The sequence below is a fragment of the Deltaproteobacteria bacterium genome (assembly GCA_019912665.1).
In the GTDB taxonomy this organism is placed as follows: Bacteria; Desulfobacterota; GWC2-55-46; order GWC2-55-46; family GWC2-55-46; genus UBA5799.
Genome location: JAIOIE010000032.1, coordinates 36,432 through 58,762 on the forward strand (window position 1 = coordinate 36,432; position 22,331 = coordinate 58,762).

Sequence of the window (22,331 nt, forward strand, 5' to 3'; positions counted from 1 at the left end):
GATTGATGAAAATAATATTGACCACTATAGCGGCGCTGGGGCTACTGGCCGTGGCCGCCGGACTGGCTGCAAGGGAATGCAGGGCAGCCGAGGACGGCGGGGAGGGGCGGGCCGTCATCGTCAACCCGCATGATTTCAGCAGGGAAGACCTCTGCTCGATGTGCCATAGCGAGCAGCCGCCGCTTCTTACCAGGGACCCCGTGACCACGTGCGTAAAGTGCCACCACGGGAACATTGGCAACCACCCGGTCACCCGCCATCCCATGGGGTTGATAGTGAATATAAACGTCCCGCCCAGGCTGCCCCTGACGGACGACGGCGAGATGGTCTGCCATACCTGCCACGAGCCTCACGGGAAAGCGGTCCACCCAGGCTTTTTGAGAGTAGAGTACATGAAGTTATGCGCCTTATGCCATACTGGTTATTGAGATTGTAAGGGAGCAAAGGAGGTCCAAAGTGCGGAGCATCAGGTTAATGGGATTTTTGACCGCGGCGGCCCTGGCCGTCGGGGGGGTTTTCGTCTATCAATGGGCCCAGGCCGGCGTGACATGGGAGACCGACTTGAGGAAGCCCAAGAACCCGGAAACGTACGGGAACGTGGTCCTGGACAAGAACGCGAGCAAGAACGACATGCGGCCAGTGGTATTCCCCCATTGGGTGCACCGGAATAAATTCTCGTGCAAGGTCTGCCATACCGACCTGGGCTTCGGCTTCAAGGCCGGCGCTGCAGAGATAACCATGGCCGAGATATTCGAGGGCAAGCAGTGCGGGACCTGCCATAACGGCAACATAGCCTTCGCGCCCTTCGAATGCGACAAGTGCCATTCATACGGCCTTCCGCAGGACCGGAACATGGCCGAGAGGCTGAAGGACCACCCCAAAGATTATTTCGGGAACAAGGTCGATTGGGTAAAGGCCCTGGAGACGGGCGCTTCAAAGGCCGCGGCAAACCCTGACGGCACCGACGAGCTCTTCGAGTTCGACATGGATATAATAATCCCCACGACCAAGTTCAAGCCGAGCCCGCCGGATGTCAAGTACCCGCATAAGGCGCATACCAAGGTCCTGGACTGCACCTCGTGCCACGAGTCCATATTCAAGCAGCAGCAGGGCGGGAACCCGGAGATGAACATGATGAAGATAATCTCCGGGCAGTACTGCGGCGTATGCCACACCAAGGTGGCTTTCCCCATAGACGACTGCTTCAGGTGCCATTCACAGCCCGCTCCGGTAATAGAGGAGGCGGATGCCGGGAAGGACGGGAAAAAGGACGAGAAGCCGGCCGGGGAGGCGGGGACGGAAAAGAAATAGCAGGGTATTGAAAAACACCCTGCTGAGCAATCCACGGATGGATCGCCAAATCGCGAAGACTTGAAAGTCGGGCAATTTGTGAGGCTTGGACGGATTCATTCCGGCCAAGCCGTGGTTGAAAAAGTCCAGGAGGACTTTTCAATATCCTGATAGTAAAATCCGGATCGCTTGAGAGGGCAGGCCCCTGGGCCTGCCCTCTTTTTTTCGCCCGCGCCTTTCAAATATGCTAATATCGCCCTTATGGAAGTCATAACATCCCACGTAAACGCCGACTTTGACGCCTTCGCCTCGATGGTCGCGGCCAAAAGGCTATATCCGGATGCGCTCCTCGCCTTCCCCGGCTCGGTTGAGAAGCCGCTCCGGGACGCTCTAAAGACGCTCCCGCTCCCCACGGAGGTAAGCCGCATAAAGGACATCGACATAGGCGGAATCCGCCGCCTTATCCTCGTGGATGTGAGTTCCCCGTTGAGGATAGGGCCGTTCGTCCAGGCTGCGGAAAGGCCGGGAACAGACGTACACATATACGACCACCACCCGGCCTCTCCGGGCGACCTCTCGGGGAGCGTTGAGGTAAGGAGGCCCTTCGGGTCGAACACCACCCTTTTAGCGCATGTGCTCCGGGAGCGGGGCATCGCGCCCACTCCCGAGGAGGCCACCATAATGATGGCCGGAATATACGAGGACACAGGGTTCCTTTCCTATCCATCCACCACTAAAGAGGATTACGAGGCCGCCTCCTTCCTCCTTTCGTCAGGCGCCGACCTCAAGACCGTCTCGGACCTCCTCCGGAAAGAGCTTACCCCCGAGGAGGTATCCCTCCTTAACGAATTCCTGCAGTCGCAGGCCAGGTACTCCGTCGGAGGGGTGGAGGTCGTAGTGGCCGAGGCCTACCTCGAGAAGTACAAGGGCGATATCGCGGTGCTCGCGCACAAGCTGCGGGACATAGAGAACATGGAATGCCTTTTCCTCCTCGTCGATTCGGAGGACAGGGTCCACGTCATAGCCAGGTCGAGAAACCCGCGCGCTGACGCGGGCAGGATACTGAAGGCCCTGGGAGGGGGAGGCCACCCGAACGCGGCCTCAGCCACCTTGAAGGGGGCGACCCTCGTGCAGGCCAGGGAGATGCTCCTCGAGGCCATCCGGGCGAACATAGTCCCCGCGAGGACCGCCGGGGACATCATGTCCTTCCCGCCGATCACGCTCTCCCCCAGGACCGCGCTCAAGGACGCGATGGAGGTCATGCGCAGATACGGCATAAACGCCGCGCCGGTAGTGAGGAACGGGACTGTGCAGGGGGTCATAACCAGGCAGGTCGTGGACAAGGCCGTTTACCACGGCCTGGGGGCCGCGCCCGTAAAGGACTACATGACGACCGAGGTCGATTGGGTCGGCCACGACGCCTCGATAGAGAGCATTAGGGAGAAGGTCGTGGGCCATGGGCAAAGGCTCCTCCCGGTATTGAAAGATAAAAAGGTAGTGGGCGTAATAACCCGGACAGACCTCATTAAGCTCCTCCAGGAAGAGCTACGGGCCGCCCGGGATGAGACAAAGAAGGTGCGCGTCGTCTCCGGCCTTATGAAGGAGAGGCTCCCGGCCTGGGCAATGGACCTTTTGAAGGAGGCCGGAGAGGTCGCGGAGGCGAGGGGCTTCAAGGCCTATGTTGTCGGCGGGTTCGTCCGCGACCTCATAATGAGGCGGGAAAACCTGGACATAGACATAGTTATAGAGGGCGGGAACGGGATAGTCTTCGCCGAGGACCTTGCCCGGAGGCGCGGCGCCTCGGTCAGGCCGCACCACAGGTTCAAGACAGCCGTGCTGGTCTTCCGTGACGGCTACAAGCTCGACGTTGCGACCGCGAGGCTTGAGTACTACGAGAGGCCGGGGGCGCTGCCGACAGTCGAGCAGTCGTCCCTGAAGCTCGACCTCTACAGGAGGGACTTCATAATGAACACCCTCTCGGTGGCCCTCAATCCCGGCAGGTTCGGCGAGCTCATAGACTTTTTCGGGGCGCAGAAGGATCTGAAGGAGAGGACCATCAGGGTGCTCCATAATTTGAGCTTCGTAGAGGACCCGACCAGGATGCTCCGCGCAGTCAGGTTCGCCGAGAAGTTCGATTTCTCAATCGGAAAACACACGCAGAACCTCATAAAGAACTCGGTAAAGCTCGACGGCTTCAGGACCGTCTCAGGGCCGAGGATAGCCGAGGAGCTTAAGAGCATACTCGAGGAAGAGACCTCGGGCAAGGCCCTTAAGCGGCTTTCTGACCTGGGCCTCCTTAAGCTCATACACCCATCGATTGCCTGGGACAGGGAATCCGAAAGGCTCTTCAGGCGCGGAAAGGAGGCGCTCGCCTGGTACGAGCTCCTCTACGAGAAGGACCGGGTTGAATCCTGGCTCGTCCTTTTCCTCGCCCTTACGGACAGGCTTAAAGATGGGGAGCTCTCGGCACTTGTGGCAAGGCTCGGGATATCGGGAAAGAAGAGGCTCGACGTCCTCGGCCGGAGGGAAGAGGCCCGGAAGGCCCTCGGCAAGATACAGGCCGGGGCCGCAAGGAAAGGGAGCGACATTTACGAGCTCCTCTCCCCGCTTCCGCTGGAGCTTGTCCTTTACCTCATGGCAAAGGCCGGGAAGGAGCCGGCCCGGAAGGCGCTCTCAGTCCATATTACTACACTCAGGCACATAAGGCCGGAACTAAGGGGCGGAGATTTGAAGAGACTCGGAGTGGCCGAGGGGCCCCTCATGGGCGATATATTGAGGGCCCTCCTTAAGAAACGCATCGACGGCGAGACGGCCACGAGGGAGGACGAAGAGCGGATCGTTAAATCCTTCATAAAAAAAGGGCATGGCCGCGCCGGGAGGCGCGCTTAGCGGCCATGTCGTCCGCGCCGGGCTTTCATCTATTCCAGTCTTTTTTGTTCCAATATTTGCATTGACCCGTCTCTCATTCATCTGTTAAAATTTTAGATTACTGGCAAAATAAGGGATTTCGCATGGTTCAGGAATTTCTGCAAAGGACGCTTCTCTTGGTGCCGCCGGTCCTGCTGGCGCTCACGGTGCACGAGTGCGCCCACGCCTGGGTTGCGAACCGCCTGGGCGACCCGACCGCCAAGATGCTGGGCAGGGTCACTTTCAACCCCATAAAGCACCTGGACCCCATCGGCACAATCATGCTATTTTTTTCCGGCCTCTTTGGCTGGGCCAAGCCGGTGCCCATAAATCCTCGGAATTTCAGCAATATTTCGCGCGACATAATAATGGTTTCGGTAGCGGGGCCGCTCTCCAACCTTTTCCTTGCGGCTCTCTCGGCCCTGGCCTATAAGGCGCTAATCATCGCCGGGCCGTCCCTCCTGGGGTCCATGCCGAATGTGATGTGGCCGCTCTTCACGATGGTCGAGCTCAGCATCCGTATAAACGTGGCCCTGGCAGTTTTCAACATGATACCCGTTCCGCCGCTCGACGGGAGCAAGGTCCTCGGAAACCTCCTCCCCGCGAGCCAGGCCTTTGCCTGGGCCAAATTCGAGCAGTACGGCTTTTTCGTGCTTCTCCTCCTTATTATGACCGGGGCGCTCCATAAGTTCATCTCGCCTGTCATCTTCGTGATGGTAGGCTTACTCATGGGAGGTATATACTAAATGGCGCATCGGGTGCTGAGCGGGATGAGGCCTACCGGAAAGCTCCATTTCGGCCACTACCACGGGGTGCTTGCCAACTGGCTCAGGCTCCAGGAGGAGTACGAGTGCTTCTTTTTCGTGGCAGACTGGCACGCGCTCACGACCGACTACGCGAACCCCTCCGGCATAAGGGAGAACGTGAGGGAGATGGTCCTTGACTGGCTCTCGGTTGGCATAGACCCTGAAAAGGCGGTCATCTTCAGGCAGTCTTCCATAAAGGAGCACGCGGAGCTCCTGGTCCTCCTTTCCATGATAACTCCGCTACCCTGGCTTGAGCGTAACCCGACCTACAAGGAGCAGCTGCAGGAGATAAAGGACAAGGACCTCCATACCTACGGCTTCCTGGGCTACCCGGTCCTCCAGACCGCGGACATAATCGTCTACAAGGCGAATAAGGTGCCGGTGGGCATAGACCAGGCCCCGCACGTGGAGCTTTCGAGGGAGATAACCAGGCGCTTCAATTATTTCTATGGAAACGTCTTCCCCGAGCCCGAGACGCTACTTACGGCCATACCCAAAGTCCTCGGGACCGACGGCCGGAAGATGAGCAAGTCCTACAATAACGCAATATTCCTTTCGGACGAGCCCGGCGAGGTGGAAAAGAAGATTCTTACCATGATGACCGACACGGCCCGGAAAAAGAGGACGGACGTGGGCAGCCCGGACCTCTGCCCGTTCTTCATCACCTTCCATAACCTCTATTCCGACGAGAAGACCATAAGCTGGGTGAGGGAAGGCTGCACAAAGGCCCTCATAGGCTGCATAGAGTGCAAGAGGTCGGTAATACCCAGGGTGCTCGCCATGCTCGAGCCCATCCAGAAGAGGCGCAAAGACCTGGCCGCCGACCCTGAGCGGGTCAGCGGCATACTCGACAAGGGCGCCGAGAAGGCCGCCCCCGTCGCCGCAGAGACCATGAAGGAGGTCAGGTCCGCTATGGGCCTCTCGTAGCCGCCCCATGTCCCAAACGTATAACATAAAGCTCGACATATTCGAGGGGCCGCTCGATCTCCTCCTCCACCTTATAAAGAAGAACGAGGTGGACATATACGACATCCCGGTAGCCTCCATAACCGAGCAGTATGTTGAATACATCGAGATGATGAAGGAGATGAACCTCGACTTCGCGGGCGAGTTCCTGGTCATGGCAGCGACACTGGTCCACATAAAAAGCAGGATGCTCCTGCCGGTGGACGAGGAGGCCCAGCCCGAGGAGGAGGAAGGCCGCGACCCGAGGGAAGAGCTCGTAAGAAGGCTCCTCGAGTACCAGAGATATAAGGAAGCGGCAAGGGAGCTCTCCGAGAAAAACCTGCTCGGTAGGGACGTGTTCACGCGGGGCGCGGAGGTGGAGCTTGAGGAGCTCGAGGACGGGGCAGGGTTCGTGAACGTCTCTGTCTTCGACCTCATGGAGGCCATAAAGGGGGTGCTTGCCCGCGCCCCGAAAGAGAGGACGGTCGAGCTAACATCCGAGCGCTTCAGGATCGCCGACAAGATAAACGACATCATTGAGTTCCTCGGAAAGGAGAAGAGCGCGACATTCGTCTCCCTCTTCCCCGAGGGCGCGACCAGGGGCGAGATCGTTGTCACTTTCCTCGCGGTGCTTGAGCTTGCGAAGCTACTCATGATACGGGTGCACCAGACAGAGGACGGCGTCATAAGGGTCTACATGCCCGAGGAGAGGAAAGAGGAGGGCGGCGAAGGCGCCGACGCCTTCGAGCGCGGCCCCGGAGAAAACGAAGACCAGATCGAAGATAAGGAAGAGTAGAGCCTATGCTGGACAAAGAGAGCCTGAAGCCCGTAATTGAATCGCTCATATTCGCCGCCGAGAACGCGATAAGCTTCGAGAGGATCGCAGGGGTGCTCGAAGGCGAGGACAAGGCAGCCGTGAGGGCCGCCCTGAACGAGTTGATAGAGGATTACAGGACAAAAGCCGGGGGTTTTTTCATCGAAGAGGTGGCGAACGGATATCAGTTCAGGACAAACCCGGAGTTCGCCCCCTTCCTCCGGAAGTTCTTTAAAATCGGCCTTCAGAAGATAAGCAAGGCGGCCATGGAGACCCTGGCGGTCGTGGCGTACAGGCAGCCTGTAGCGAGGGGCGACATAGAGGCCGTGCGCGGGGTGGACTCCGGCGGCGTCCTCGCAACCCTCATGGAGAAGAGGTTCATAAAGATAGTCGGCAGGAAAGAGGCGCCGGGCAGGCCCGTGGTCTACGGGACCACGAAGGAGTTCCTTGAGACGTTCGAGCTCAAGGACCTCTCCTGCCTGCCGAGCCTCAAAGATCTTAAGAAAATGGAGGAAGAGTATGCCCGGGAAGAAGGGCAGGGAGCCGAGGAAGACGCAATCGAAAGGCCGGTCCAGGACGGGGAAGGAAGCTCCGAAGGCGGAGAGGAAAGGACCCAGGACAGAGGGCCGGAAGGGGACGGAGCGGCCGGAGAGGACGAAGAGGCCAGCGGCGCCGAACCTCAAGAGGGGCCGGAAGCCGTCGACCCCGACGGAGAGGGGGGCGGCTGGGAGGAGGCCGAAGAGGGAAGCGCCTCCGGAAGCGCCGCAACTGGAGAGGCTCCAGAAGATAATAGCGAACGCGGGGATAACCTCCCGGAGGAAGGCCGAGGAGATGATAACCGAGGGCCGGGTGAGGGTGAACGGGAGGGCAATAACTGAGCTCGGCGCCAAGGCAGACCCCGTTAACGACAGGATAGAGGTAGACGGAAAGAGGATCAGATACGGCGGGCCCAGGGTGTATGTCCTCCTCAATAAGCCCAAGGGTTTCATTAGCTCTGTTTCCGACGAGGCCGGAAGACCGGTGGTGACCCAGCTCGTCTCTGCCGTAAAGGCCAGGGTCTATCCAGTGGGCAGGCTCGACTACGACGCCGAGGGCGTGCTCCTCCTTACGAACGACGGCGACTTCTCGAATAAGCTCATACACCCGACATTCCAGGTCCCGAAGAAGTACCTCGTAAAGGTGAGCGACGTCCCAACCAAGGAAAAACTTCAGAAGCTCGAAAAAGGAGTCCACCTTGAGGACGGGAAGACCCTTCCGGCAAAGGTAAAGTTCGTCAGGGCCACCCGCCAGAACTCGTGGATAGAGCTTACCGTATTCGAGGGCAGGAACCACCTGGTTAAGAGGATGTGCCAGGCCATCGGACACCCGGTGCAGAAATTGAAGAGGATAGAGTTCGCGGGGCTGAAATTAGGGGCCCTGAAACCCGGCGAATGGAGGCATCTGACCGAAAGGGAGATTGCTGAACTTAAAGGACTCTCCGGGATTTGATTTCTGGCAACCTCTAAAAATCGATCTTTTCCCCGGACTCTGCGTCAGGCCGTGAATAAAAATGCTCACATATTGTCATATATGTTCCGCTTTTTATCCCGGCCTTCCTTGATTGCGGGAAAAATCTCTATTTTTTAGAGGTTGCCTTCTACTCGATGAAACACGGAAATAACCTCTCTTCGATCATAACTTCATACTACTCCTCTCTCTTCTCGGCATTCGGCCCCCAGGGCTGGTGGCCGGGGAGGACCCGCTTCGAGATAATCACCGGGGCCATTCTCACCCAGAATACGGCCTGGACCAATGTCGAGAAGGCCATAAGGAACCTCCGGGAAAAAAAGGTCCTCTGCCCGGAACGCATGCGTGCGCTTTCCCATAACGAGCTTGCAACCCTCATAAGGCCCGCAGGATACTTCAATATCAAGGCAAAGAGGCTAAGAAGCTTTCTCGACCACCTCCACTCCGCGCACAAGGGTAGCCTCGATAAGCTCCTTAAGCAGGATTCCGGAAAGCTCAGGGCAGAGCTCCTTTCCATAAACGGCATAGGCCCTGAGACCGCCGACTCCATTATCCTCTACGCCGCCGGACTTCCGGAGTTCGTTGTCGATGCCTATACCAAGAGGATATTCGAGAGGCACGGGCTTCTTAATGGCGGTGCCGGATACGATGACGTGAAGTCCCTTTTCATGGAGAACCTGCCGTTGGATGAGCGCCTTTTTAACGAGTATCACGCCCTAATTGTCCGGACCGGAAAGGACTTCTGCAGGCCCAGAGAGCCCAGGTGCGGCTCCTGTCCCCTTTCGAAGCACCTCCCTTAGGCAACCTCTAGAATTGATCTTTTCCCCGGATTCTGTGTCAGGCCGTGAATAAAAATGCTCACATACTATCATATATGCTCCGATCTTTATTCCCGGCCTTCCTTGACTGCGGAAAAAAATTCCAATTTTTACGGTTGCTCTTAGTTCTTCTCCTACCGCTTGGCATTTCCCCTCCCAAGTAGTAAAATCCATCGCATGAAAAGGATAAGGCTTCTCGATAAGTCCCTTGCCTCGAAGATAGCCGCGGGCGAGGTGGTTGAAAGACCCGAGAGCGTCTTGAAGGAGCTCCTTGAGAACTCCATCGACGCCGGGGCAATGGCCATATCCGTAACCGTAGCCGAGGGCGGAAAAAGGCTCATCCGTGTGGTGGATAACGGCTGCGGTATTTCAAGGGAGGACGCCTCCCTTGCCTTTGCCCGCCACGCAACCTCCAAAATAGAGAGCGAGGAGGACCTCGAAAGGATTATGACCATGGGATTCAGGGGCGAGGCCCTCTCAAGCATCTCTGCGGTTTCAATCGTAACGCTACGGACGAGACCGCCCGGAGAGGTCGAGGGCACGAGGGTGGTCGTGGAGGGGGGAGGAGAGCCGATAATAACCTCCGACGGCTGCCCAGAGGGCACGTCTATCGAGGTAAAGGACCTTTTCTATAACACACCCGCGAGGCTCAAGTTCATGCGCGGGGCCGAATCCGAATATGGCCGCATCCTCGATACCTTCAGGAAGATCGCCCTCATAAACCCGGATAAGCGACTGAGGATAGTGCACGGCTCCGGAAGGCCCCTTGAGGCCCTGCCGGGCACACTGAGGCAGAGGATAATTGACCTCTTCGGCCCGGAGATTGGAGAAAGACTCGCCGAGGTAGAGACGCCTGACCTTACGGGCTTTATTGGAATGGTTGACTTGAGCTTTCCGACGGCCAGGCACATCCATACCTTCGTAAACGGCAGGTGGGTCCGCGACAGGTCCGTTAACCGTGCTATACTTGAAGGATACGGGGGGCTCCTTGGCGGGAGGTACCCGTTCGCGGTCCTGGACCTCAAAATCCCCCCGGAGGACGTGGACGTAAACATCCACCCGGCAAAGAGCGAGGTACGCTTCCGTAACCAGGGCTATATTTACGACCTGGTGAGGTTCGGGATACGGGACGCGCTCGCGGCCAGGGCCAGGCCGGCCGTCTCCGCAATAAAGAGGAGGGAGACGGTTCCCTATATAGGCCGGGGAGAGCGGCAGGCGTCTGCGTTGAACGAACCAGCCGCGAGCTATCAGTTCACCGAAAGGCCCGTCCAGCTAGGCCTCTCAGAAGTAACGGAACTTACCGAGGACGTAAAAAACCCCGAGTTCCTTGATCTTGAAGTGATAGGCCAGCTCTGGGGCGAGTTCATCGTTGCCCAAAGCCCGGAGAATGGCGGGGAGGCGTATCTAATAGACCAGCACGGCGCTGCCGAGAGGTGCGCCTTCGAGGCCTTGAAGAAAAGGCTCGCCTCAGGCTCCATAAGGAGCCAGGCACTCCTTCTCCCGGAGAGGATAGAGACGACACCCGGGGAGAAGGAACTGATACTCAAGTCTCTAAAGTATCTTTCCGAAATGGGTTTTGAGCTCATGCCCTTCGGCCAGTCCACAAAGGCCGGGGGAGAAACATTCCTTCTTAAGTCCGTGCCGGACCTACTTGCCGGAAGGAGCTCGGCCTCCCTCATAAAGGACATGGCAGAAGAGCTCTCCATTCACGGAGGGAGCCGGAGGGCCGAGGAGAGGGTCGAATCCGTATTAATGAGGATCGCATGCCACAGCGTCATAAGGGGGCCGAGGCCGCTAAGGAAAGAAGAGGCCCAGGCGCTTTTGAAAGAGATGGCCATGATAGACTTCGCCGGGCACTGCCCTCACGGCAGGCCGGTCGTGAAAAGGCTCTCAAGAACGGAGATAGAGTCCTTCTTCGGGAGGTAGGAAGATGATCTCCCGCCGCGACTTCCTTAGGGGCGGGGCCCTCCTCGGCGGCGCGCTCCTCTTCGAGAGCGCGGTCCTGGCTCCAAGGGGCGTAAGGGTCCAGGAGGCCGCGATAAGGATAAACGGCCTGCCGCCCTCCTTCAACGGATTTACCATCTGCCACCTTACCGACATCCACCACAGCCCTGTCGTCGGCCTAGGCTATATAGAAAAGGTCGTTGAAGAGGCGAATAGCCTGAGCCCCGACCTCTTTGTCCTTACCGGCGATTATATCGACGACGGCAGGAAGTACATGCCACCTGCCGTAAAGGCCCTCTCAGGGCTCAAGGCCCGCTTCGGGACGCTGGCCGTGCTCGGGAACCACGACCACTTCATCGGAACGGGCTATACCGAAGAGGTCATGGACTCCTACCGGATCCCCCTCCTTCAGAATAGGCACACTTTCATTGAGTCCGGCAGGGACGCGTTCTGCATAGGAGGCGTAAGAGACTTTCTCGAAGACGCGCCTGATGCGAAAGAGGCCTTTCGGGGCGCCCCGAAGGATGTGCCCAGGATCTTATTGTCTCATCACCCCGATTACGCAGAGTACCTCCCTGATGACGAGAGGGTGGACCTTGTCCTATCCGGGCACACCCACGGCGGCCAAGTGAGGCTCCCCTTCTCGTTCGCCCCGGTAGTGCCCTCCGGCTTCGGCCAGAAATATTCGGGCGGTCTCGTCCGGAACGGCGCTACCCAGGTATACGTATCAAGGGGCGTGGGTGTCGTCATGATACCCGTCCGGTTCAACTGCCCGCCCGAGATAACCCTCATCCGGCTCGTGACATAACCCTTTGAAAATAGTATAATTTCGCGGATGGAGAAGCTTCTTGTCATAGCCGGGCCCACCGCCTCCGGCAAATCGGCCCTGGCAGCCGGGCTTGCGCGCCTATTCGACGGCGAGGTCATAAGCGCCGATTCCATGCAGGTCTACAGGCACATGGATATCGGCACGGCCAAGCCATCGGAAGACGAGATGGCCGGGGTGGCGCACCATCTGATAAGCGTGGTCGACCCTTCGGAAGAGTACACGGCCGCAAAATTCAGGGAGGACGCCCTTCAGAAGATACAGGAGATACTCGGACGGGGAAAGAGGGTCGTCATCGCAGGCGGAACGGGCCTCTATATAAAGGCCCTTACCCAGGGGCTTTTCGAAGGTCCTGAAGCGGACTGGGACCTCCGGAGGGGCCTCCTCGAAGAGGCAGAAAAAAAGGGCAGGGAAGCCCTCCATGAAAAGCTCCGGGAGGCGGACCCGGTTAGCGCCTCCCGAATACACCCCAATAACCTCCACAGGGTCATAAGGGCCCTGGAGGTATACAGCCTCTCCAAAAGGCCCATCTCGGATCTCCAGGAGGAGCACTCATTTGCCCCGGCTCCCTTCGAGACCCTTAAGATAGGGCTCTCGATGGAAAGGGCGGAGCTATACGCGGCCATAGACAGGCGCGTTGAGAGGATGGTCGAGGCAGGGCTCCTGGATGAGACGAGAAGGCTCCTTTCGATGGGGCACCATTCCGGCTTGAAGCCGATGCGCGGTTTGGGTTATAAGGAAATGACCGCTTTCATAGAGGGCGAGTACGCCTTTGACGAGGCCGTCCGGCTTATAAAGAGGAACACGAGGCACTACGCGAAAAGGCAGATGACCTGGTTCAGGAAAGACCCTGAAATAAGATGGTTCAATCCGGGGGACAAAAACTGTATAATAGGGCTTGTAAGGGGGTTCCTCGATTGAGATATTTGCTGATTTTCATATTGCTCGCCGTTTCGGCTGTCGGGCACATTAAAACCGCGGAAGCGGCTGATATCGTAATTATACCAACGGAAGGCACTGCCGCCAAGTCCGACGACATGGCCCGGATGAAGCGTTCGGCCCTGGACGGGGCCCTCGTGAACGCCGTGAGGGACGCGGTTAATTCCATACTCGTAAAAGAATCGCTCGTTGCGCCCGAAGCGGTCATAAAGGACCTGACCTCGAACCCCGGCACATATGTCCTCAATTACAGGATTCGTTCCGAAGGCCTGGTCATGCACATGGACGCGCTCCCGGCCGGCGGGCCGCTCCCGGTCGACGCCTCGCCCGGCGCTGGTGTCGAGTTTTACCATGTCTGGATCGAGGCCTCGGTCGACAAGGACGCGCTCCGGGACGCGATAGCCAAATACCTTTCCGTAAGCGCCTACCAGAGCCCGCTCGTCATAAACATAATAGATGTCGGCGATTACCAGACCTTTACAGGGCTCCTCTCATCTCTCAGGAAGATAGCCGTCATAAAACATCTCTCGTATAGGACTTTTTCTCCGGGCAGGGTCACGCTCATTGCGGAGACCGGAGCAAGCGCGCGCATGCTCGCGGCCAGGATAGCCAATGAGGTGCCCGAGAACTTCGCCGTGGTGGAGGGGGCCGGGCAGATCATCATAAGGCCCTCGGAGGGGCTCTCGCTGGAATGAAAAAGCTCCTCACTGCCATACTGCTTGCCCTTATGCTCGGAGGCTGCGGGCCGGCAGTCAGGCACGTCATCACGGACGGATACGCGAAGGCCGCGCCCGGAAAGGTCGCGGTGCTCCCGGTCGTCTGGGAAGAGAAAGCCCCCGGCGAGGCCGAGGACATAAGCCGCCTTTTCAGGGCCATGTCCGTGGAGAAGCTTGCGGGCCTCAAGTACCTTACCGTTCCGCTTGAGGAATTCGAAAAGGGCGGCCTGAAGGCCGACGACTGGGCCTCCCGGCCCACTAACGAGGCGGCCGCCCTCCTTGGGGCCGACGCGCTCCTTTACATACGCGTAACCGACTGGGACAAGGACAGCTTCCTTCCGTACGCTTCCCTGAGCATAGAGGCCTCATTCGAGCTCCGCTCGGCCGCGGGGCAGCTACTCTGGAAAGCCGACCACAGGAGCAGGGAATCGGACCTTAACCTGGACAGGGCGCCCATGCACCTCGCCATGTACAAGGCCTATGAGCCGAGGGTGCAGAAGTTCGTGGACGCCGTATTCACGACCCTGCCGCCGGGGAAGGCTGAGGAGCGGGCTAAAAAGACCTATTTCAAATGGCTGCCCTGACAGGGGCTCCTGAGAGGGGGGAGAAATTCCATCGGAAGATGAAGCATATCCCGAACCTCCTTACGGTCCTGAGGATAGCACTCGTCCCGGTCTTTCTCTATTTCGTCGTTATCGAGGAGCTTTACACGGCGGCCGCCATTTTCATAATAGCGGGGGTCACTGACGGGATAGACGGCTTCCTCGCGCGCAGGTATGATCTCAGGACCGAGTTCGGCGCCTACCTGGACCCGTTCGCGGACAAGTTCCTCCTTATGAGCGCGTACATTGCGCTCACGGCCAAGGGGCTCCTGCCGCTCTGGCTCACGATACCCGTCGTACTCAAGGATTCTTTCCTTCTGGCCGGAGTCATGGCGCTCCGCGGCATGGGCAGAAAGGTCACTGCGTCCCCGAGCGTTTTCGGAAAATCCACGACGGTATTGCAGATACTGACTGTCGTCTATGCCATGCTCATCGGCAGAGACGCCTTTTTCCCGTTCCTGGCCGGGGCCACGGCTTTGATTACGGTTTACACCTGGATAGACTACTCGAGGAGGGAGTATCTCATCCAGACGGGCAGGAAGTAAGGGCAACCTCTAAAAATTGATCTTTTTCCCGGACTCTGCGTCAGGCCAGGAATAAAAATGCTCACATATTCGCATATATGCTCCGCTTTTTATTCCAGACCTTCCTTGATTGCGTGAAAAATCTCTAATTTTTAGAGTTGCCTAAGGTCTGCGGCTCTCGCCTTAAAGGTCTCGCTTCCCGGCCCTCATCTTTCGCACCGTGATTCGCAAGCGGAACCGACCATGAGATATAGATTCTATTCCACGACCGAGAAGGCCTGGGACGCGATGCTCGAGGCCATATCTGAGGCGAGGGAGTCCATCTACCTCGAGATGTACATTTTCGTGGACAACACCCCCAGGCACGCCTTCTTCGAGGCGATCAAGAGAAAAGCGCGCGAGGGCGTGCGCGTGAAGATAATCATCGACTCCTTCGGGAGCTCGGAATTGAGCAGGGAAGCCATAGAGGATATTCGGGGGTCCGGGGCGGAGCTCATGCTCTTCAGCCGCTGGTTCCGCCACACGCACAAAAAGATACTCATCGTCGACGAGAAGGTCGCTTTCATAGGCGGGGTCAACATCCACCGGGTATTTCTAAAGTGGAAGGACCTGCAGATTCGCCTCGAAGGGCCGATAGTGAATAACGTCAGCTGTTCCTTTGCCCGGACATACATCATGTGCGGAGGGAGAGACTCATCGGTAGTGCGCTTCTGCGAAAGGAGGGCGAGGCTCGGGGAAAGGGCGCGCATCTGGTTCCTCGAGCACCAGCCCCCGAGCGGCAAGAGGCTCATAAAGAAGCACTACAGGAGCGCCATAGCCAGGGCCCGGAAAAGCATCGTGATAGTGACGCCGTATCTTTTCCCGAGGCGGTGGATGGTAGCGCTCCTCCATCAGGCCGTGCTCCGGGGCGTGGAAGTCGAGATGATACTGCCGCGCCGCACCGACCACCGGCTCATCACGAAGACGAACTTCTTCTACATATCAGCGCTCGCGTCGACCGGAATAAGGTTCCACATCCAGAACGAGATGAATCACGCGAAGGTCCTTTTGGTCGACGGAAAGGAAGGGGTCGTGGGCTCGCAGAACCTCGACATACTGTCATTCGACTACGGGATTGAGGCCGGGGTGTGCTTCAGGGAAAGGGAGATGATAGAGGACCTTGAGCGCATCATAGAGGAATGGAAGGCCGACTCCGTCCCGTTCGACCCCTCGATGTACAGGGAGAAGTGGCTTGATTTCCTTATAGCGCCTGTCATACGGCTATTTCAGACGATAATGTAGGGACAGGGCAGGGTGCGTTATTCGCACTCTTAACAGCAAAAACCTTTTCCGCGCTTCCGCGCGGTTCGGGGCAAGACTCGCTTGTCCCCCTCCCCGTTCACGCTCTTCCTCCCTTATGCAGCGCTCGCCTTGCCCTCCGGGGTTTGTTTCAAGACAAAAAAACTATATCTTTTTCTTTTTGCATTTCAAACCACACCCGGGCATAAGGCGTTGCGAGCATAAGGCTGGGGGAAGGGCGAGCGGTAGCGAGAGCCTTATGCCCAAAAAAGAGCGGCAGCGCGTTAAAAAGCCTTTTTGGAAAGAATAAAAAAAATCCCCCACCTTAAAAAGGAGGGGGATTCATTTCCCTCGTTTAAATTAACAGCTTGCTGAAAAACTCCGTTTTATTCAGGCTGCTCAAAAAGCTCCAGATGCGAGGCCCCAATTGGACAGGGGAGCGAGGAATGAGGCGTACTTTTCGTGTACGCCGGAGTGTCCAGTGACGAAGACAACGAAGCAGATGGACTTTTTCAGCAGCCTGCTAAATCAGAACGCCTCCGGCATCCCCTTTAGCTCCGACAGCCTGAAGACCGGGCCGCACTGGCATACGTAGATGCTGTTTATCTGGCAGTGGCCGCATTTGCCGACCCCGCATTTCATCCGCCTCTCAAGAGAAACGAAGATGTCTTCCGAGCCGATCCCCCTGGCATTGAGGCTCAATATCACGAACTTGTACATGACCGGCGGGCCGATTATGACGCCAGCGGTATTCATGTGGCTCATCTCTATCTTGGGGATGAGGGCGGTCACGAGGCCTGTATGCCCCTTCCAGAGCCCGTCGGGCCTGTCTACGGTTGCCTGAATATCGAGGCCGCGCCGCCTCCAGCCGTCCATCTCTTCGGCAAATAGCATCTCCTCCGGGGTCTTCGCGCCGTAGATAAGCGTAAGCCTCCCGAAGCGCTCGGGCTTCTCGATCACGGCCTTAAGAAGCGAGCGCATGGGCACTATGCCTATGCCGCCGGCCACGAATACTATGTCTTTCCCCTCCAGTGCGTGGAGGTCAAAGCCCCTGCCGAACGGCCCCCTGAGCCAGATGCGGTCGCCCTTACGGAGCTTGTGGAAGGCGTTCGTCAGGTTTCCCACGGCCCTTATGCATAGCTCGATCTTTTTCTCTCCGGGCCCGGAGGTAATGGAGATGGGCGCCTCCCCGTAGCCGGGGAGCCCGACCATGAAGAACTGGCCCGGCCCGTAGTCGAGGAGCGATTCATTCGAGGGGGCTACTACGAAAAGCCTCTCCTTTTCGCTCACCCTTATAGAGCGCTCCACCATCCCCAGGAACGGGAGATAGGGGGAGTCCATGCCCCTTGAGAGCGCCTCTTCCTTATGTTCCGGCATTTTCGCGTATGAGCTCATTTGTTACGTCCACTATGTTTATTTTTACCAGGCACGATCTCGAACACCTGCCGCACCCCACGCAGAAGAGCGAATCAAAGGTGTCAGTGAGATACCTGAACTTCCTGTTGAACCTGTGCCTTAGCCTTTCGGCCCGGGTCTTCCTGAAGTTGTGCCCTCCGGCCACCTTCGCGAAGTCTTCGAGCGTGCAGCCGTCCCAGGTCCTTACCCTCTCGCCTTCGGCGAGGCTTGCCCCGACCTCGTCCCTCACGTCGAAGCAGTAGCAGGTAGGGCAGACGTTATTGCAGGAGCCGCAGCCGGTGCATATAGCGCCTATCTTCTCCCAGACCCGGCTTTCGTCGCTTCTGGCGTATATTGCCGGAAGCTCTTCTGGCGAGGCGTCGAGCTTTGCCCTGAAGGCAAGGCGCCGCCTTTCGTTGGCTTCCTCAAGCTCTTTAAGCGCCGATTTTCCGGGCTCTCGCGTCCGGGCGTATTTATCCAGAAGCTCCAAGCCCCGCTCGCTCCCGATCCTTACGAGGTACCCCCCGCCTATCTTATGAAGGAACAGGTCGAAGCCATCTTCGACTTCGCCGGTGCCGAGGCTGTCGCAGAAGCAGTATTCGTCCGGCATGCAGTCCGCGCCTATGATGATGGTATGTTCGCGCCTGAAAAGATAGTTCGGGTCCGCCACACCGTGGGCGAAGACCCTGTCCATCAATGCGAGCGCCCTTATGTCGCAGGGATGCAGGCCGAAAAGGACCTGCCTTTCCGCCTCTATTACCGGGACATGGGTGGATGACTGCATGTTGAATTTGAGGAGCACCTCCCTTTGCGGGAAGAGGAACCCCTTTGCCGAAAGGTGGCTCGGCGACTGCGTAAGCTTAAGCTCACCAGCGTCCGAGACCTCCCCGAAAGCGGGGAAGCCGTCTTTCTCAATTGTTCCGTAGACCTTGTATTCACGTACCAGGCCTTTTACGAGGGAATTGAGCGCCCTGTCAGGTAAGTATTTGAATTTCGGAGTCTTTTCCATACAAGGGAATTATATCAGGGCGAAAAAAACATGTCTATACCTGAAACAGGGTTTTTTGAATTTTTCCAGCTCTCGTTTTGAACGGCCCTTTCAGGGGTGTTAATACTTGACAATTTTGATAAGGTATATTAGATTGTAAAAGTAGCATGGTTTTTCTTACGCATGGAAGGGAGTTTAAGTGAGGTTATCTACAAAAGGTCAATACGCGGTGCGGGCGATGGTGAACCTGGCCTGCCATTCCGGCGAAAAACCAGTGACCTTGAAGGACATTTCGGCTGAGGAAGGCATCTCGCTCTCCTATCTTGAGCAGCTTTTCGTGAAGCTCAGGAAGGGAAAGATAGTCAAAAGCGTTAGGGGCCCCGGCGGCGGATATGTGCTCGCCAAGCCGCCTTCAGTCATAAGCGTGGGCGACATCATATCCGTGGTCGAGGAGCCAATGAACCCGGTCGCCTGTCTCGACGACGATTCAGAGGGGTGCGACAGGGCGACTACCTGCACCACCCAGCGCGTCTGGAAGTGCCTTGCAGAGAAGATTTCCGAATTCCTTAATTCGGTTTCCATAGAGGATCTTAGCCGGGAGGCCCTTGCCCTTAAATCCGGCCACCCGCCCGTAAACACCAACGTATGCGGTATAACCGAGCAAACGCGGTCTTGAGCCATAAAGGCGACGCAAAAATTAGAGATTTTCCCCGCAATCAAGGAAGGCCGGGAATAAAAAGCGGAGCATATATGAATAATATGTGAGCATTTTTATTCACGGACTGACGCAGAGTCCGGGGAAAAGATCAATTTTGAATAAAGGGAGGCTTGAGCACATTGAACCGGATATACTTTGACCACAACGCGACGACTCCTGTGCCCGAAGAGGTATTCGAGGCCATGGTCCCGTTTCTTAAAGAGCAGTGGGGGAACCCCTCATCCATACACTGGGCAGGCCGCGGCACGAGGAAAGCGGTCGAGGACGCACGGGATAAGGTCTGCGCACTCCTTAACTGCGGGAATACCGAGCTCATCTTCACAAGCTCAGGCACCGAAGGCGATAACCATGCGATAAAGGGCCTCGCCTACGCGAAAAAAGACAAGGGCAACCACATCATAACGACGAACGTCGAGCACCCGGCAGTGTTGAATACCTGCAAGCACCTCCAGAAAGAGGGCTTCGAGGTGACATATCTCGGGGTTGATAAAGACGGCCTCTTGAGCCTCGAAGAGCTTAAGGCCGCCATAACCCCCAAGACCATACTCATATCCGTCATGTTCGCCAATAACGAGACAGGCGTTCTCTTCCCCATGAAGGAGATCGGCGCGATAGCGAAGGAAAAGGGCATAGCCTTCCACACGGACGCTGTCCAGGCAGCCGGAAAGACCAGAATAGACGTAAAGGACATAAACTGCGACCTCCTTACCATATCCGGGCACAAGCTCTACGGCCCAAAGGGCATAGGCGCGCTCTTCGTTAAAAGGGGCGTGCGGCTCGTGCCCCTCATCCACGGCGGCCACCACGAGAGGAACAGGCGCGGCGGCACCGAGAACGTGGCCGGCATAGTCGGCATGGGCAAGGCCGCGGAGATAGCCCTCCGCGACATGGACAAGGAGATAGAGCACCTTAAAGCCTTGAGGGACAGGCTTGAGAAGGGCATGGCCGGGAGGGTCCAGCACATAAAGGTGAACGGGCACCCGGATAAAAGGCTCCCCAACACGTCGAACATAAGCTTCGAGTTCGTGGAGGGCGAATCGCTCCTCCTTAACCTCGACATGAAGGGCATAGCGGCCTCAAGCGGCTCTGCCTGCACCTCGGGGAGCCTTGAGCCATCGCATGTGCTGATCGCCATGGGCCTGACCCACGAGCTTTCGCACGGCTCGGTACGGTTCAGCCTGGGTAAATCGAACACCGCAGAGGAGATTGATTTCCTCCTCGAGACCATGCCGCCCATAGTCGAGCGGATGCGGGCCATGTCGCCGCTGTATGCCGCGGCAAAGTAGAACCAAGCAGGATTGACAAAAATTCCAGAGTTGGAATAATATATAGGGCGGCAGAAAACACACTTAAGGATATACCCGGAGCGTCAGAACTAAGTTATGTGAAGTCATGACGCTCAGGGAAAAGGAGAAAAATATGTACAGCGAAAAGGTGATGGACCACTTCTCGAACCCGAGGAACGTGGGCGAGATCGAGGACGCGAACGGCACGGGCACGGTCGGCAACCCGGCGTGCGGCGACATAATGAAGCTCAGCATCAAGGTCGAGAACGACGTGATTACGGACGTCAAGTTCAAGACCTTCGGCTGCGGCGCGGCCATAGCCACAAGCTCGATGGTGACGGAGCTTGTTAAGGGCAAGGGGCTTAACGAGGCCGAGCAGATATCGAACAGCACGGTGGCCGAGGCCCTCGACGGCCTTCCGCCCGTAAAGATGCACTGCTCGAACCTCGCGGCAGACGCCCTCCACGCGGCTATCGAGGACTACAAGAAGAAACTCGCCGGGACCGCGAAGTAGTTTTCAGGCGGGGAAAGGATTGAATTGAAAAGCCCCCCGGGGAAACCCGGGGGGCTTTGGTTTTTTGTCCGTCATTGCGAGCAAAGCGAAACAATCTAGTTTTTAGGAATATAATTTGTTGGGTTACGCTATCGCAAGGCTAAGATTTTTTTGACGGACATTCTTTCTCGTTTTCTTTCTTATCTTTTTCCTTTTTCAGTTCTTCGATTCTCTTCTTTTTCACTTTTTCAAATTCGGCACCTTCCGGAAAAATCGTTTTAGCATCTATACAAGATTTTCCAAGCTGATCCGGTTTAAGGCCAATCGTCTGGCTTAGGTCAACGCCTTCCAATCTTGCACCTTCTAAATCAACGCCTTCCAATTGCGCCCCAACAAGTTCAGCACCTTCCAGATCAACTCCTTTTAGTATCGCGGGTTCCAGTATCTTACCTCCGGCTCGTTTATAATGGCCGAAAGTAGCGCCATTTAATATGGCTTTTTTCATCTTCGATCCCGTCAGGTTGGAGCCGCTGAATCTTACATGCTCTAATTGGTGGTATTCAAAAAATGACCCGCTTAGGTCAGTATTCCATAATAGCACGTCAATTTTGTCTTTTTTTTCTACTTTTTTATAATGCTTTTTAATGTCATTAAGTGCGTTGAGGACAGCCTGAATATCCGATATCGTCCTATTTCTTTTTAGCTTTATGCAATCAGGTTTTGTGTCGTGTTGCTCTGGCCAGGGACATCGTTCATTTATGAAGTTAGTCAATACCCATATAACCGGCATTTTGAAATCTTTATCACTGGTCGCAATCTGCTGAAGAGTAAATATGCCGCTCATTCGCTTAGTACCGTAATTATCCTCATTGGACAGGGCATCAACCGCTTTGAAGAATCTTTCCGTTACGCGGTCCATTCTATCGTTTTCAAGCGTTGCTCGATTATTTTCTATTGTTCTGATTGTTGCAAGGATTCCGGCAAGTATAGATACGATTAGGAACGATTGAATGAAAAGTTTTGCAATATTAATCCAAAGCTTTGGCCTCTCTTCAGGCGCAGCTGCTCCAATGTTAATAATATTTGGAAAAATTTTCGAAAAATAATAGTATGAAAAATAGACAAAAACACTCAGAAGAATGGCAGCTTTCGACGGGAAAATATCTAAGAAAAAGCAAATAAAGATAGCAATGATAATTAAAATATGAGGATACATGTGAATGTGAAAAACTGCATTTTTAAAAGCTTTAAGTCGGGACCATGCGTACCCGATAGACTGTGTCAATCTTTGCTGGCGCATTTGTTTTCCTTGGTTCAATAGTCTTGTAGGGTGGGCTCCGCCCACCAATTCTTTATCTTTCTTATACCGCACATTTTGTCCACCACACAAGCCATTTACAAATCGGCCTGAACAGGCAATCCTTTCATCCGATAACCCATCCTCCCCCAACTTTTCTCTGGCAAAATGCCTGATTCTTTATTAAAATTAGGGGGATTACCCCTTTAGGGCCGCTTTCAAAGGCCGAGGACTTATCG

Annotated in this window: 21 protein-coding genes and 1 pseudogene; 19 read left to right on the top strand and 3 right to left on the bottom strand. The window is 56.3% G+C overall.

The window, feature by feature from the left end; translation table 11 throughout:
* The first annotated feature begins 5 nt into the window (after nucleotides 1-5).
* From K8I01_12825 to K8I01_12900, 16 genes and pseudogenes are all read left to right on the top strand, one after another.
* Nucleotides 6-428: a hypothetical protein gene (locus K8I01_12825; GenBank protein ID MBZ0221300.1), complete on the top strand. Its 423-nt coding sequence runs from the start codon at nucleotides 6-8 to the stop codon at nucleotides 426-428.
* Nucleotides 429-474: 46 nt separating this feature from the next.
* Nucleotides 475-1,311: a hypothetical protein gene (locus tag K8I01_12830; GenBank protein ID MBZ0221301.1), complete on the top strand. Its 837-nt coding sequence runs from the start codon at nucleotides 475-477 to the stop codon at nucleotides 1,309-1,311.
* Between the two features lie 240 nt (nucleotides 1,312-1,551).
* Entirely contained in the window at nucleotides 1,552-4,179 is a 2,628-nt protein-coding gene (locus tag K8I01_12835; protein MBZ0221302.1) for a CBS domain-containing protein, read from the top strand.
* A 122-nt stretch (nucleotides 4,180-4,301) separates the two neighbouring features.
* A complete protein-coding gene (locus K8I01_12840; GenBank protein ID MBZ0221303.1) occupies nucleotides 4,302-4,943 on the top strand; it encodes a site-2 protease family protein in 642 nt (213 codons plus the stop codon).
* Entirely contained in the window at nucleotides 4,944-5,930 is a 987-nt protein-coding gene (gene trpS / locus K8I01_12845) for a tryptophan--tRNA ligase (GenBank protein ID MBZ0221304.1), read from the top strand. It begins immediately after the preceding gene.
* Between the two features lie 7 nt (nucleotides 5,931-5,937).
* Nucleotides 5,938-6,744 (top strand): segregation/condensation protein A, encoded by an 807-nt coding sequence (locus K8I01_12850; protein MBZ0221305.1) that lies wholly within the window; start codon nucleotides 5,938-5,940, stop codon nucleotides 6,742-6,744.
* A 5-nt stretch (nucleotides 6,745-6,749) separates the two neighbouring features.
* Nucleotides 6,750-7,271 (top strand): annotated as a pseudogene (gene scpB, locus K8I01_12855) (SMC-Scp complex subunit ScpB).
* Nucleotides 7,272-7,530: 259 nt separating this feature from the next.
* Nucleotides 7,531-8,250 carry an rRNA pseudouridine synthase gene (locus K8I01_12860; protein MBZ0221306.1) on the top strand — a complete coding sequence of 240 codons (720 nt, stop codon included), beginning with the start codon at nucleotides 7,531-7,533 and terminating at the stop codon, nucleotides 8,248-8,250.
* A gap of 155 nt (nucleotides 8,251-8,405) precedes the next feature.
* Entirely contained in the window at nucleotides 8,406-9,068 is a 663-nt protein-coding gene (locus K8I01_12865) for an endonuclease III domain-containing protein (GenBank protein ID MBZ0221307.1), read from the top strand.
* Nucleotides 9,069-9,263: 195 nt separating this feature from the next.
* Nucleotides 9,264-11,012: a DNA mismatch repair endonuclease MutL gene (gene mutL / locus K8I01_12870; GenBank protein ID MBZ0221308.1), complete on the top strand. Its 1,749-nt coding sequence runs from the start codon at nucleotides 9,264-9,266 to the stop codon at nucleotides 11,010-11,012.
* Nucleotides 11,013-11,016: 4 nt separating this feature from the next.
* Entirely contained in the window at nucleotides 11,017-11,838 is an 822-nt protein-coding gene (locus tag K8I01_12875; GenBank protein MBZ0221309.1) for a metallophosphoesterase, read from the top strand.
* An 18-nt stretch (nucleotides 11,839-11,856) separates the two neighbouring features.
* Nucleotides 11,857-12,777, top strand: coding sequence for a tRNA (adenosine(37)-N6)-dimethylallyltransferase MiaA (gene miaA / locus K8I01_12880; GenBank protein MBZ0221310.1), 921 nt, complete (start codon nucleotides 11,857-11,859; stop codon nucleotides 12,775-12,777).
* On the top strand, nucleotides 12,774-13,490 hold the full coding sequence (locus K8I01_12885; protein ID MBZ0221311.1) for a hypothetical protein: 717 nt from the start codon (nucleotides 12,774-12,776) through the stop codon (nucleotides 13,488-13,490). Before miaA ends, K8I01_12885 begins: the two co-directional genes overlap by 4 nt.
* Nucleotides 13,487-14,095, top strand: coding sequence for a hypothetical protein (locus tag K8I01_12890; protein MBZ0221312.1), 609 nt, complete (start codon nucleotides 13,487-13,489; stop codon nucleotides 14,093-14,095). Before K8I01_12885 ends, K8I01_12890 begins: the two co-directional genes overlap by 4 nt.
* Before the next feature lie 38 nt (nucleotides 14,096-14,133).
* Nucleotides 14,134-14,658, top strand: a complete 525-nt coding sequence (locus K8I01_12895) for a CDP-alcohol phosphatidyltransferase family protein (protein MBZ0221313.1) — start codon at nucleotides 14,134-14,136, stop codon at nucleotides 14,656-14,658.
* Between the two features lie 222 nt (nucleotides 14,659-14,880).
* A complete protein-coding gene (locus K8I01_12900; protein ID MBZ0221314.1) occupies nucleotides 14,881-15,918 on the top strand; it encodes a phosphatidylserine/phosphatidylglycerophosphate/cardiolipin synthase family protein in 1,038 nt (345 codons plus the stop codon).
* A gap of 525 nt (nucleotides 15,919-16,443) precedes the next feature.
* Here the strand turns inward: K8I01_12900 and K8I01_12905 are convergent.
* Both K8I01_12905 and K8I01_12910 read right to left on the bottom strand, forming a co-directional pair.
* Nucleotides 16,444-17,292: an FAD/NAD(P)-binding protein gene (locus K8I01_12905; protein ID MBZ0221315.1), complete on the bottom strand. Its 849-nt coding sequence runs from the start codon at nucleotides 17,290-17,292 to the stop codon at nucleotides 16,444-16,446.
* Nucleotides 17,279-18,319, bottom strand: a complete 1,041-nt coding sequence (locus K8I01_12910) for a 4Fe-4S dicluster domain-containing protein (protein ID MBZ0221316.1) — start codon at nucleotides 18,317-18,319, stop codon at nucleotides 17,279-17,281. Before K8I01_12910 ends, K8I01_12905 begins: the two co-directional genes overlap by 14 nt.
* Before the next feature lie 178 nt (nucleotides 18,320-18,497).
* On the opposite strand from K8I01_12910, the gene K8I01_12915 reads away from it, so the two are divergent.
* The 3 genes from K8I01_12915 (at nucleotide 18,498) to nifU (ending at nucleotide 20,816) form a co-directional block, all read left to right on the top strand.
* Nucleotides 18,498-18,974, top strand: coding sequence for an Rrf2 family transcriptional regulator (locus K8I01_12915; GenBank protein MBZ0221317.1), 477 nt, complete (start codon nucleotides 18,498-18,500; stop codon nucleotides 18,972-18,974).
* Between the two features lie 161 nt (nucleotides 18,975-19,135).
* Entirely contained in the window at nucleotides 19,136-20,302 is a 1,167-nt protein-coding gene (gene nifS, locus K8I01_12920) for a cysteine desulfurase NifS (protein MBZ0221318.1), read from the top strand.
* Nucleotides 20,303-20,435: 133 nt separating this feature from the next.
* The gene (nifU, locus tag K8I01_12925) at nucleotides 20,436-20,816 is read left to right on the top strand and encodes a Fe-S cluster assembly scaffold protein NifU (GenBank protein MBZ0221319.1); all 381 of its coding nucleotides are present in this window, start codon (nucleotides 20,436-20,438) and stop codon (nucleotides 20,814-20,816) included.
* Nucleotides 20,817-20,955: 139 nt separating this feature from the next.
* On the opposite strand, the gene K8I01_12930 is transcribed toward nifU, so the two are convergent.
* Nucleotides 20,956-22,245 (bottom strand): pentapeptide repeat-containing protein, encoded by a 1,290-nt coding sequence (locus K8I01_12930; GenBank protein ID MBZ0221320.1) that lies wholly within the window; start codon nucleotides 22,243-22,245, stop codon nucleotides 20,956-20,958.
* Between the last annotated feature and the right edge of the window lie 86 nt (nucleotides 22,246-22,331).